This is a genomic window from Polaromonas sp. P2_G11 (genome assembly GCF_056403595.1).
Window position 1 is genome coordinate 357576 of the sequence record NZ_JBFUFE010000005.1, and the last position, 12408, is coordinate 369983.

13 protein-coding genes are annotated in these 12408 nt (G+C 61.8%); 3 read left to right on the forward strand and 10 right to left on the reverse strand.

All coding sequences use genetic code 11. The features are described 5' to 3' along the window. Positions 1–14: 14 nt before the first annotated feature. The 8 genes from AC1DWQ_RS19110 to AC1DWQ_RS19145 all read right to left on the reverse strand — a co-directional run bounded on the left by AC1DWQ_RS19110 (position 15) and on the right by AC1DWQ_RS19145 (position 7352). On the reverse strand, positions 15–1001 hold the full coding sequence (locus tag AC1DWQ_RS19110) for a 2-hydroxyacid dehydrogenase (RefSeq protein WP_477671028.1): 987 nt from the start codon (positions 999–1001) through the stop codon (positions 15–17). Then, on the reverse strand, positions 998–2302 hold the full coding sequence (locus AC1DWQ_RS19115) for a citrate transporter (protein ID WP_477671029.1): 1305 nt from the start codon (positions 2300–2302) through the stop codon (positions 998–1000). The genes AC1DWQ_RS19110 and AC1DWQ_RS19115 overlap by 4 nt, the downstream gene beginning before the upstream one ends. 36 nt (positions 2303–2338) lie before the next feature. Then, positions 2339–3535: a nicotinate phosphoribosyltransferase gene (pncB, locus tag AC1DWQ_RS19120; RefSeq protein ID WP_477671030.1), complete on the reverse strand. Its 1197-nt coding sequence runs from the start codon at positions 3533–3535 to the stop codon at positions 2339–2341. Positions 3536–3638: 103 nt separating this feature from the next. Next, positions 3639–3992, reverse strand: a complete 354-nt coding sequence (locus AC1DWQ_RS19125; protein ID WP_457278836.1) for an FKBP-type peptidyl-prolyl cis-trans isomerase — start codon at positions 3990–3992, stop codon at positions 3639–3641. 140 nt (positions 3993–4132) lie between these two features. Beyond that, the gene (locus AC1DWQ_RS19130) at positions 4133–4879 is read right to left on the reverse strand and encodes a nitroreductase (RefSeq protein WP_477671031.1); all 747 of its coding nucleotides are present in this window, start codon (positions 4877–4879) and stop codon (positions 4133–4135) included. Then, positions 4879–5319, reverse strand: coding sequence for an acyl-CoA thioesterase (locus AC1DWQ_RS19135; protein ID WP_477671032.1), 441 nt, complete (start codon positions 5317–5319; stop codon positions 4879–4881). Before AC1DWQ_RS19135 ends, AC1DWQ_RS19130 begins: the two co-directional genes overlap by 1 nt. After that, complete coding sequence (locus tag AC1DWQ_RS19140) at positions 5291–6316, reverse strand: NAD(P)H-binding protein (RefSeq protein WP_477671033.1); 1026 nt, start codon at positions 6314–6316, stop codon at positions 5291–5293. Before AC1DWQ_RS19140 ends, AC1DWQ_RS19135 begins: the two co-directional genes overlap by 29 nt. An 88-nt stretch (positions 6317–6404) precedes the next feature. Then, positions 6405–7352 (reverse strand): histone deacetylase family protein, encoded by a 948-nt coding sequence (locus AC1DWQ_RS19145; protein ID WP_477671034.1) that lies wholly within the window; start codon positions 7350–7352, stop codon positions 6405–6407. 271 nt (positions 7353–7623) lie between these two features. Between AC1DWQ_RS19145 and AC1DWQ_RS19150 the strand changes: the two genes are divergently transcribed. Continuing rightward, on the forward strand, positions 7624–8169 hold the full coding sequence (locus AC1DWQ_RS19150) for a phasin family protein (protein ID WP_457279775.1): 546 nt from the start codon (positions 7624–7626) through the stop codon (positions 8167–8169). Between the two features lie 239 nt (positions 8170–8408). Here AC1DWQ_RS19150 and AC1DWQ_RS19155 read toward each other — a convergent pair whose 3' ends face one another. Then, positions 8409–9302: a patatin-like phospholipase family protein gene (locus AC1DWQ_RS19155; protein ID WP_477671227.1), complete on the reverse strand. Its 894-nt coding sequence runs from the start codon at positions 9300–9302 to the stop codon at positions 8409–8411. 120 nt (positions 9303–9422) lie between these two features. On the opposite strand from AC1DWQ_RS19155, the gene AC1DWQ_RS19160 reads away from it, so the two are divergent. Together AC1DWQ_RS19160 and AC1DWQ_RS19165 are read left to right on the forward strand one after the other, a co-directional pair. Beyond that, positions 9423–10466 (forward strand): extracellular solute-binding protein, encoded by a 1044-nt coding sequence (locus AC1DWQ_RS19160; RefSeq protein ID WP_477671035.1) that lies wholly within the window; start codon positions 9423–9425, stop codon positions 10464–10466. Between the two features lie 224 nt (positions 10467–10690). Beyond that, a complete protein-coding gene (locus AC1DWQ_RS19165; protein WP_457278842.1) occupies positions 10691–11458 on the forward strand; it encodes a 3-hydroxyacyl-CoA dehydrogenase in 768 nt (255 codons plus the stop codon). 2 nt (positions 11459–11460) lie between these two features. Here AC1DWQ_RS19165 and AC1DWQ_RS19170 read toward each other — a convergent pair whose 3' ends face one another. Next, positions 11461–12393, reverse strand: coding sequence for a LysR family transcriptional regulator (locus AC1DWQ_RS19170; protein ID WP_457278843.1), 933 nt, complete (start codon positions 12391–12393; stop codon positions 11461–11463). Positions 12394–12408 lie beyond the last annotated feature (15 nt).

A 12408-nucleotide genomic window follows, 5' to 3' on the forward strand; every position in this document is an offset into this window, starting at 1 on the left:
TGCCTTCTTCTTGCTTATTTGCCGGCCAGTACCACGGGGTTGAGCGGGGTCAGCGGCTTCTTGCCGCCGAAATATGCGATCAGGTTGTCGGCAGCCAGCCCGGCCATGGCAAGGCGTGTGGGAATGGTGGCGCTGGCGATATGCGGCGTCAACACCACATTGGGTACGGTCAACAAATCAGGATGCACCTTGGGCTCGCCCTCGAACACGTCCAGGCCTGCGGCTGCGATATGCTTGTTCTTCAAGGCGGCAGCGAGTGCGGCATCGTCGACGATACCGCCGCGTGCGATGTTGATCAGGTTGGCGGTGGGCTTCATCAACGCCAGTTCTGCTGCGCCAATGGTGTGGTGGGATGAAGGCGAATACGGCAGTACCAGCACCAGGTGATCTGCCGTCTTGAGCAGTTCTTCCTTGCCGACGTAGCTGGCTTTGCATTCTGCTTCCAGCGTTGCATCCAGGCGCGAGCGGTTGTGGTAAATCACCTTCATGCCAAATCCATGGGCACCGCGTTTGGCAATGCCCTGCCCTATGCGCCCCATGCCCAGGATGCCCAGCGTGGCGCCGTGGATGTCGGAGCCCGCAAACATGTCGTAGCTCCATTTGGTCCATTTGCCGGCGCGCAGGTAATGCTCGCTTTCGGTCACGCGGCGTGCCGTGGCCATCAGCAGGGCAAAACCGAAATCAGCGGTGGTTTCAGTCAGCACGTCGGGCGCGTTCGTGGCCAGCACGCCGGCAGCGGTCATGGCGTCGATGTCGAAGTTGTTGTAGCCCACCGCCATGTTGGCGCAAATTTTTAGACCCGGGCAGGCGGCCAGCACCTCCGCGTCGATTTTGTCGCCGCCGGTGGTGAAGGCGCCGTCCTTTCCCTTGAGGCGCTCGGTGAGCTGGGTCTTGGACCAGGTCTCGTCGGCCTGGTTGGATTCAACCTCGAAATACTGTTCCAGGCGGGCGATGACTTCGGGGAATACGGCGCGAGCGACGAGAATTTTGGGTTTGGTCATGGTGTTTTCACAAGTGATGCGGGAGCAGGTACTTCCGTCCCGGTGGGGGAATGCATTGCGGACGCCGGCGGTGCGGTCGCTGCAATCTTTCGGGCACGGGGAGCGTCAGGATGCCAGCCAAGCACGGCCAGCAAAACGAAAAATCCGGCCACATAGCCCAGCGCCACATGCCAGCCGCCCTTGATCCAGGCGCCAACCGACTTGGCCTCGGGGTACATATTCGACAGGGCCACACCAGCGGAGGAGCCAAACCACAGCATGCTGCCGCCAAAGCCGACGGCGTATGCCAGAAAGCCCCAGTCGTAGCCGCCCTGGTGCAGGGCCAGCGCCGTGAGCGGAATGTTGTCAAACACCGCACTCACAAAACCCAGGCCGAAAGCAGTTTGCCAGCTGGCGGCCGGCAAATGCTGCACCGGCATCATGGAAGCGCAAAGCACCAGCGACAGCAGAAACACACTACCGCGTGCGGCGTCAGGCAACAAGCGCCAGTCGGGCCGGCGCCAGGGCGTGGTCACCGCGATGGCCACCCATACCGAGATACCGATCACCGGCAGTTGCTCCAGCACCGCCGGATCGCGCAGGTTGAAATACACATTGGCAGCTACTGCCGACAGCAGAATGATGGCGACGATGCCCAGCCGGGCCCAATGCAGATGCGCGCCCGGAGTGGCGTCCTTCATGATGGGCTGCAGCGCGTGCTGCTGGCGCGCAGCGATCACGCCGAAGATGGCCAGCGCCACCAATGCACCGACATAGGACTCGAAGACCTGGCCCGGCGAAACCCCGGCAATCCACATCATGGTCGTGGTGGTGTCTCCCACCACGCTGCCCGAGCCGCCCGCGTTGCTGGCGGCCACGATGGCAGCCAGGAAGCCGATATGAACACGCTTGCGGTACAGCGCAGATGCCATGGTGCCGCCTATCATGGCCGCCGCGATATTGTCGAGAAAACTGGAGATCACGAAGACCAATACCAGCATCACAAAGCCGCCTTTCCAGTCGTCGGGCAGATAGCGCGGCAACAGTGCGGGGATACCGCTCTTTTCAAAATGATCGGACAGCAGCGCAAAACCCAGTAACAGGCCCAGCAAGTTGCCGAGCGTCACCCACTCGTGCGCGAGCAATTGCAGCAGGCCGCCGATACCAGGCACGCCTGAAAAATCACCCAGCGCGAGCTTGTAAAGCGTGATGACCGCCAGGCCCGCCAACGCCACCTTGAGCGTGTGATGGTGGAACACTGCAACGCCGAGCAGCGTCAGGCCAAACAATACGAAATCTAGGGGAACGCCTGCAATAGTCACGCGCGGGTTTTCAAGATAAGCCAGGTAGGCTGTCGATTATGCAGGCGAGGCGATTTCAAACACCTGCCGCAAATATGCCAGGTATTTTTCGTCGTCGCACATGTTCTTGGAAGGTGTGTCAGACAGCTTGGCCACGGGTTGGCCGTTGCAGCGGATCATCTTGATGACGATCTGCAGCGGCTCATAGCCCAGGTCATTGGTGAGGTTGGTGCCGATCCCGAAGGCCAGCTGGCAACGCCCCCTGAACTGCTGGAACAGCTCGATGGTGCGCGGCACCGTCAGGCCGTCGCTGAAAATCAGCGTCTTGGTCTGCGGGTCGACCCGGTTCTTGGTGTAGTGCGCAAGCATGCGCTCGCCCCACTGGAACGGGTCGCCGCTGTCGTGTCGCGCGCCGTCAAACAGTTTGCAGAAGTACATGTCGAAATCGCGCAGGAAGGCACTCATGCCGTAAACGTCCGACAGCGCGATCCCAAGGTCGCCCCGGTATTCCTTGGCCCATGACTCGAAGCCAAAGACCTGACTGTCACGCAGACGCGGCCCCAGCGCCTGGCAGGCCTGCAGGTATTCATGCGCCATGGTGCCTAACGGCGTCAGCCCGAGCTTCATGGCAAACAGCACATTGCTGGTGCCGGCGAACTGGCCACCCACCCCCGTGCCCAGCCGCGTCACCAGGGTGCGCAGCACTTCTTCGTGCCAGGCTTTGCCAAACCGGCGGCGTGTGCCGTAATCGGCGATCTTGAGCGTTCGCAGGCCCTGCGTCTGCAACTCGCCAATTTTGGTCTCCAGGCGCTTGCGACCTTCGACCAGGTCCGCCTTCTTCTGCGTGTTGCGAAAATAGACCTCATTGATGATGGCCAGCACCGGAATCTCGAAGAGGATGGTGTGCAGCCAGGGGCCCTTGATGGACACGTCGATCTCGCCCGAAGGCAAGGCCGTGACGCTGACGTACTTTTCATTGAGCCGGAAGATGCCGAGGAAGTCGACAAAATCGCTCTTGATGAAGCGCATGGCCTTGAGGTAAGCCAGCTCGGCATCCTGAAAGCGCAGACTGCACAGGCCACGGATTTCTTCCCGTATCTCGGTCACATAGGGCGCCAGATCACCAATACCCGGAGCACCGGCGTTGCGGCACTTGAAGCGGTATTCCACCTCGGCGCCCGGAAACTGGTGCAAGACCACCTGCATCATGGTGAACTTGTACAAGTCGGTGTCTAGCAGGCTGGTGATGATCATGGGGATCGCTTGAGGGCCGCGGCGCCAGGGCGCCTTGGCGGTTAATCAGGTGAACAGGCCCGGCGCCAATGCCGCACCGGGGCCTTCTTCAACTCGCGCCAGCTCAGGTACCGAGAAAATCCACTTCAAACAGCAAAGTGGCGTTCGGTGGAATCACGCCGCCGGCGCCGCGCGCACCGTAGCCCAGCTCCGCCGGAATGACGAGGCGGCGGGTGCCACCCACCGACATGCCTTGCACGCCTTCGTCCCAGCCGCGGATCACCTGCCCTGCGCCAAGGGAAAACTCGAACGGCTGGCCGCGGTCCTTGCTGGAGTCGAACTTGGCGCCCTGGACGCCGTTGTTATAGAGCCAGCCGGTGTAGTGAACCTTGACATGTTGCCCCGCCTTGGCGATGGCACCGGTGCCCAGCACGGTGTCTTCGTATTGCAGGCCGGAAGGTGTGGTGGTGAGATTCATTGTGAGGTCCTTCTAAAACAGGTGAAACAAAAAAACAGAGCCCAAACAGGCAAAAAGAAATCGCGTCTTTTCGCGAATCCCTGACTTTACCCGCAACACCCAAACTAGCTGGCGCGTACGGAGATGCAACTGCGCTGCGCCTAATCAAGCCATGTGGTGAATTCCGAAGCCGGCACCCGTGGCGTACGGAATGTGTTGACGAGCGCCGTGTCATCGGCATAACCCAGCGCCATGCCGCACACCAGCATTTCGTCGCTACCCGCGCCGATGTGCGGGAGGATGATCCGGGAAAACCCGTTCCAGGCCGCTTGCGGGCAGGTGTGCAGGCCCAGGCCGCGCGCGGCCACCATGAGGTTTTGCATGAACATGCCGTAGTCCACAAGTGAACCCCGGCCCATCACGCGGTCCAGCGTGAACATCAGGCCCACAGGCGCGTCGAACAACTGGAAGTTGCGATGGTGCTGTGCATGCATCTTGTCCTTGTCGCCCTTGGTGATTCCCAGCAGTCCGTAGAGGCCCCAGCCGTTTTCGCGACGGCGGTCGATATAGGGCGAGACCCACTTTTCAGGGTAGTAGTCGTATTCCTCTTTGTAGTCGGCGGCCAGTGCGGGGTTGGCGTATATCGCGTCATGGGCCTCGCAGACTTTGCCGACCAACGCATCGCGGCTCGCGCCCTGCAGCACATAGGCCTTCCAGGGCTGTGTGTTGGTGCCTGAAGGCGCGCGGCTGGCTACTTCCAGCAGGTGGGCAATGGTCTCGCGCGGCACCGGTTTGGGTAAAAACTGGCGTATCGACTGGCGGCTGACGATGGCTTCATCCACCGCATTGCGTGCATCGCCTGCTCGGCGCGGGGTGATATAGGGAAGCACGGGCAGTGCCTGGGTCATCAGAGGGTCTCCAGTACAGAAAGCAGTTCGGGGGGCAGTGGCGCCGGCCGGCGCGTGACGCGGTCGACATACACATGGATGAAATGGCCCCGGGCCGCGCACGATGCACCCTCATCGCCGGGGAACAGGGCCACTTCGTAGCGCACGCTGGACGAGCCGACGTGTGCCACGCGGATGCCCGCGACCACCGGCTCCGGAAAGGCCAGCGGCGCGAAGTAGTTGCATTGGGTTTCGATCACCAGGCCGATCACGCTGCCGGTGTGGATGTCGATGGCGCCGCGTTCAATCAGGAGGCCGTTGACGGCGGTATCGAACCAGCTGTAGTAGACGACGTTGTTGACGTGACCGTAAACATCGTTGTCGGACCATCGGGTGCCGATGTCGCGAAAGGCTTTATAGGCGCTGCGGGCTTCAGCCTGCGGGCGTGTCGGGGAGGTCATGAGAACCTATTTTGCCAGCGTGAACCTGGCCGGACTCAGGGTGGGCTTTTGGATGAATAACTGGGCTGCAGGGAAGTCTGATCGGAAGCGGCTCGCGCCCCAGCAATTCCGGCAAACGATTGGGTGAAGGCACGTTGTCCCGCTGCAGCAATATCCAGTGCCCATACGAGAAAGGCGAAAAGTGCAGGACGTCGCATACATGCGCGCCCAGGCGTGCCGCCCAGTTGGGCAACGGAATTTGCAGCGCGCGGGTGCGGGTGTAGTCGGCGCGAAGCTCACGCAAATACTCCGCGTAGCCGTATCGGCGGGTGCCGCCGAGTTCAACCTCGCGGTGACCAGCCAGGGAGGAAAGAGCCGCAAGCGCAGCAAACGCTTTCCCAAGATCGGTGGCAGCCATCGCCGCAATACCGCCGCGCGCACCGCGCGGAATAAATTGCACCGGCGAGCGCGACAAGCCGCGCAGCCAGCGGGCACCAAAGCCGCCCTCGCCGTCGAGCAAGGACGGCCGCACGATGGCGTAGTCGCTGCCCGACGCCGCGATGGTGTGCTCACCCAGCAGCTTGCTCGACAAAAACCGGCTTTTGGCGCCTGCGTGCAAGCCCAGGGCCGAGGTATGAATCAGCCGAATGCCGGCGCCGGCGCAAGCGACGGCCAGCGCCGCTGGCGCGCGGTGATGCACATGGTCATACGACTCATTCGGCCGCTGGCGAAGGATGCCCACGCAATTGACGACCACGTCCACATCTTTCAGCAGGGTTGTCCACGCATCGGGCTGTAACAGCTGCTCAAAGCGCGCAGCGCGCAAGACAGCAAAAGGATAGGCCTCTTCGTGGCGCGAAGGATGGCGGCTGCCGATCGAAACCTGCGCGCCCGACGCGTGCAGCGCCGCCACGGCATGGCGGCCAATGAAGCCGGTGCCGCCTAACACCAGCACGCGAAGAGCGTGGGCAGCATGGGCTGCGGTATTTTTCTGGGATTCCCCGGAGCGTGGCTGCATATTTTTGTTTGTTATTAGCTTGTTTTACTTCCTGGCCACCTAGGATGGCCCTGGCAATGTAGCAGCAATCCCCGCTGGATCACCCCCGCTACGGATTCCAGCGCTTCCAGTATTCAAGCGCCACCCGGTAGGTGTTCATCTGCACCTGCACGGTTTCGTCGATGTTGATGCCATAGCCACCCGCCATGGAAAACGCCAGCGGGATGCGGCGCTGCCAGGCCCAGTCGAAGACGCGCCGGTCGCGCGCCTCCAGACCGTCAAAACTCAGGGCCAGCCGTCCCAGCCGGTCGCCCACGTACGGATCGGCGCCCGCCAGAAACAGCACCAGCCCCGGCTCAAAGCGCCGCTCCAGCTCGTCAAGCGCATGCTCCAGCGCCTGCAGATAGGTTGCATCGCCGCAGCCGTCCGGCAAGTCCACATCGAGGTCGCTGGCTTCTTTTCGAAACGGGAAATTCTTTTGCCCATGCAACGACAGCGTGAACACGCTGGTGTCCGCGGCAAAGATGCTGGCAGTGCCGTTACCCTGGTGCACATCCAGATCGATGATGGCGACCTGCAGCGGTTTGCGCTCGTGGCGGTGCAGCCGCGCCCACTCCGCCTGCATGAGCCTGGCGGCCACCGCCGCATCGTTGAAAACGCAGAAGCCGCCGCCTTTGTGGGCATACGAGTGATGCGTACCTCCGGCCAGGTTGGCTGCAACGCCCTCGCCCCGTTTGCCCCCTGGCCCCATCGCCACGCGGGCCGCTGCAACGGTGGCGCCGGCAGAGCGGCGCGCACGCTCGGCCATGCCCAGGCTCCAGGGAAAGCCGATCTCGCGCTGCGCGGGCGCCGGCAAGGTGCCGTGCATGATCGCATCTATATAGGCGGGCGTGTGAACAAGGGCGAGCTCACCATCGGTGGCGGCCGGTGCCTGCGCCATTCGAACGGCCGACAGTTCGTTGACCAGGCGGTCGCGCAACAGCCGGTACTTGGCCATGGGAAAACGGTGCCCAAGCGGCAGCGGCAATACGAAGTTGTCGGCGTAAAAAGCTTGCAAGATGAGAAGCGAGGAAGGGCTTCAACGATTGTGGCCTGAAGCAGCAGCGACGGGCATGTAGTACCCAGCACCGGAAATCGTGGACTTTTGAATGCTTTTGAATTCTGTTTTCGGGGTGCAAATAGGGCCCGACATCTAAAATGGTGCAGTGCAACAAAAACTGCTTGCAATGCCTCGGCCAATGCCTATACTTAGGGTCATGTTGCAGTGCAGCAATTCAGCGCAACGCAACTATTGACCCGACGACTCATTAACTTATATCTGGAGATTAATTATGCTGACCGCTGAACAAATCATGGCCTCCCACAAAGCCAACATCGAAACCCTGTTTGGTCTGACCCACAAAGCCTTCGAAGGCGTTGAAAAGCTGGTCGAACTGAACGTGCAAGCCACCAAGGCTGCCCTTGCCGAAACCGCCAACCACGCACAAGCCGTGATGGGCGTGAAAGACGCGCAAGAACTGATGGCCCTGCAAGCCGGCCTGGTCCAGCCCCTGGCTGAAAAGACCGCTGCTTACAGCCGTCACCTGTATGACATCGCTTCGGCTGCCGGTGCTGAACTGGGCAAGACCCTGGAAGGCCAAACTGCTGATGCACAGAAGAAGTTTGTCGGCCTGGTCGACAACGCTGCCAAAAATGCGCCAGCCGGTTCCGAAACCGCCGTTGCCGTGATGAAGAGCGCTGTTGCTGCCGCGAATAACGCATTCGAATCCATGCAAAAGGCTGTCAAGCAAGCCAGCGAAATGGCTGAAGCCAACTTCAACACCGTGGCTGCATCCGCAGTGAGCGCCACGAAAACCGCTTCCAAGAAGCGTTAATTGTTATTCATTGTTCCCGCATTTCTGCGGGAACGACCGGAGCCTGATCCCGGAACCTTGCGTAACAGCACGATTCCAGACCGCTTGTCTCCTCGGATCCATTCGAAATTCATTTTCACGGATCCAGTTAAGCCCAGTCGCAAGATTGGGCTTTTTTTTGTCCGGCGCATCCCGATTTAAGCTATTCAGGCGTTTTACCCAATAGGGACGAGCGCTAGCAGCTATCAAATCAATAGCAGCTACCTTGCCATCGCCACACCCGCTGCGGCCAGCTTTGCCTTCAGCTGTGGCAACGCGGCCAACATGGCCGCACGGCCTGAATCGATGGCGCGCTGCCGCGCAGAGAAGTCGGCGCTTTTCAGGCCCGTAAGCGACGGACGGACCACGACATCGGCATCCTTGAGTTCGTACTGGTTGATGCTTTTGCCCATGATGGCAAAAGTCTGCAGCAGGATTTGCAACGTGTCGCCGGCGAGGTTGGCTTCGGGCGGGCTGGAGATGTCGACAGCAATCACGACGTCGGCCCCCATCTGCCTGGCAAAGCGCACAGGCACCGGTGAGACCAGGCCGCCGTCTACATACTCGCGGCCGTTGATCTTGACGGGCACGAACACAGCCGGCACCGCACTGGATGCGCGCACTGCTGTGCCGGTATCGCCGCGCTGGAACAGCACGGCCTGGCCGCTGTTGAGATCGGTGGCGACGATGCCCAGCGGAATGGCCATGTTTTCCATCAGCCGGTTGGCCACAAGGTCGTTGACATAGCGGGCCAGCGCGTCACCGCGGAACATGCCGCGGCCGATGATCGGCAGCATCCAGTCGGTGATGGCAACTTCCTCCATGTTCAGCGCGGTCTGCTGCAGCTGCGCGCTGGTCTTGCCACTGGCGTACAGCGCCGCCACCAGGCTGCCGGCTGATGTGCCGACCACCAGTTGCGGCTTGAGCCCGGCCTCCTCAAGCACGGCGATCACACCCACATGGGCAAAGCCGCGCGCCGCGCCACCGCCCAGCGCCAGCCCGATGCGCACCGGCTTTCTGGCGGCCTCCGCCGGTAGCGGCGCTACAGGCGCGGCCGGTCCGGGCGGCGCTGTGGCGCAGCCGGCAAACAGCGACAAAACCGCAGCCAGGCCGATGCCCGCCAGCCAGTCCAGCCCTCGTGAAGGCTTGCACAACGTAGGGGGACTACCAAGAATGATTCTTATTTGCTTTATCATGGCCGGGCTTTAAAAATACCAGTAAGGAAGTGGAAAGTTATGTACAAAAAAGTGGTTCTCTCGTCGCTGATGCTGCTGGCAGGCTTGGCATCAGCGCAGGAACAGGTGGTCAACTTGTATTCTGCCCGCCATTACCAGACGGACGAAAAGCTCTACAGCGACTTCACCAAGGCCACCGGGATCAAGGTGAACCGCGTGGACGCGGATGACGCCGGCATTTTGGCGCGCCTGAAGGCCGAAGGCACGGCATCTCCTGCCGACGTGATTTTGCTGGTCGATGCCGCGCGCCTGCACAAGGGCGATGCGGACGGCCTCTTCAAGCCCATCAAGTCACCCGCCCTGGAAGCCGCCATCCCGGCCAAGTTGCGCGCCAAGGAAACGGCCGAAGGCACGACCTGGTTCGGCTTCTCGACGCGCGCCCGCGTTGTGGTGTTTGACAAGCTCAAGGTCAAGAAAGCCGACGTGGACACCTACGAAAAGCTGGCCGACCCGAAGAACAAGGGCCTGCTGTGCACCCGCTCCGGTGCACATCCGTACAACCTCTCCCTCTTCGGTGCGGTGACCGAGCATCTTGGCGAAGCCAAGGCCGAGCAATGGCTCAAGGGCTTGGTGGCGAACATGGCGCGTGACCCCAAGGGCGGCGACAGCGACCAGATCAAGGCCGTGGCCAGCGGCGAGTGCGGCATTGCGCTGACCAACACCTACTACCTGGCGCGCATCATGCGTTCCAACGCGCCTGAAGACAAAGTCGTGGCCGACCGCGTGGGCGTGGTCTTCCCCAACCAGGACAGCTGGGGCACGCATGTGAATATCGCCGGCGCGGCGGTTGCCAAAAACGCCAAGAACACGGCCAACGCCGTCAAGTTCATGGAATATCTGGCCAGCCCGAGCGCACAGGAGTACTTTGCCAACGGCAACAACGAGTGGGCCGCCGTACCGGGGCTGGGCGTGAGCAATCCCGCGCTCAAGGCCATGACACCGTCGGGCAATGGCAGCTTCAAGTCTGAAACCATCCCGATCAGCGCCGTGGGCAACAACCAGCTCAAAGTGCAGCAGATGTTGGACCGTGTCGGCTACAAATAAGCCAACGCCCCACTTTTGCGAAAAGCCCGGCCGCCGAAAGGCGCCGGGCTTTTTCATCGCCGGGCCGTCCCTAGATGAAAAGCGTCCCTCGGGGGCAGCGACCACACGAAGTGAACGAGCGCGGGGGGTACTTTTCATGCGCCATAATTGACGTTTACGTTAACGTCACCCAAAACGTTCACGCAAGCTCTTCAAAATCTCTCCATCTTCATCAAGGAACCACCATGGAAATCGCAGGCAAAGTATTTATCGTCACCGGCGGCGCATCGGGCCTGGGTGAAGGCACGGCACGCATGCTGGTGGCCAACGGCGCCAAAGTCGTCATCGCCGACATGCAGGCAGATAAAGGCGAGGCCATCGCCAAAGAGTTGGGCGAAGGCAAAGCCACTTTCGTCAAATGCGACGTGAGCCAGGAAGCCGACGGCCAGGCCGTGGTGGCCAAGGCGGTTGCCATGGGCAAACTGATGGGCCTGGTGAACTGCGCCGGCATTGCGCCCGCCGAAAAAACCGTGGGCAAGAACGGCGCGCACAGCCTGGGCGCCTTCAGCAAAACCATCACCGTCAACCTCGTCGGCAGCTTCAACATGATCCGCCTGGCAGCCGACGCCATGTGCAAGAACGACCCTGAAGCCACCGGTGAGCGCGGTGTGCTGATTTCGACCGCCTCGGTCGCAGCCTACGACGGCCAGATCGGCCAGGCCGCTTACAGCGCCTCCAAGGGCGGCATTGTCGGCATGACCTTGCCGATTGCCCGCGACCTCGCGCGCAACGGCATCCGCAACATGACCATCGCGCCCGGCATTTTCGGCACGCCCATGCTTTTTGGCATGCCGCAGGAAGTGCAGGACTCGCTGGCTGCCGGCGTGCCCTTCCCCTCGCGCTTGGGCACACCGCAAGACTATGCGCGCCTGGCCAAACACATCATCGAAAACGACATGCTCAATGGTGAAGTGATTCGCCTGGACGGCGCGATTCGCCTCGCACCACGTTGAGCCTAGGCCGCAGGCGGGTGCAGCGCTGCCAGCCGTTCGGTCAGCAGCGCTGAAAGCCGTTCAATCACCTCGTTGACGCGGGCCGGCACATAGCGTCGGCTGGGCACCACCGCATAAAGCGGCGCCGGCTCACCCAGGTGACCCGCAAAGAGGCGCACCAGCTTGCCGCTGGCCAAAGAGGCCATGAGGTCGATCTCGGACTGGTAGACGATGCCCCGCCCCTCCAGCGCCCACTGCAGCGCAATGGATGCGTCGTTACAGGCCAGCGGCCCAGCCACGCGCACCTGAAAAGGCGCGCTGGCCTCTCCCTGCAATTCGAACTGCCACTGATCTTGCCGGCGCTCGCGCACATGGCAAACCAGGCAGTCGTGCTGCACAAGCTCGCATGGCTCCAGCGGCGTGCCGCGGCGCGCCAGATAGTCCGGGGCCGCACAAGCCACGCGCCGGGCCGGCGCCAGCAGGCGCGCCGAATGGGTCGAATCCATCAGCGGCCCGTTGCGCAGGGCGATGTCGATGCCCTCGCGCACCAGGTCCACACGCGCATCGCTGATCTGCAGGTCGATTTCAATACCCGGGTGAGTGTTGGCAAATTCGGCCAGCCAGTAGGCCAGCATCTCGCGGGCCAGCATGGCTGTGGCGGTGATCCGGATGCTGCCCGTCAAGCCGAAGGTGCCGGCACGGACTTTGGCCTGGCCTTCGGACACCAGCTCGAGCGCGCGGCGGGCATGGTCGACCATGACAGCACCCTCGGCCGTGGGCCGCACGGCGCGTGTGGTTCGCTCAAACAGACGTACACCCAGCGAGGTTTCCAGCCGCTTGATCGCCGCACTGACGGCCGCTGTAGACAGCCGGCAGCGCTTGCCCGCTGCTGTAAGGCTGCCAGTTTCCGCCGTAGCCAGCAGCACGCGCAAGGCATCGAGATTGTCAAATTCCATGGAAGAGTGATTTCT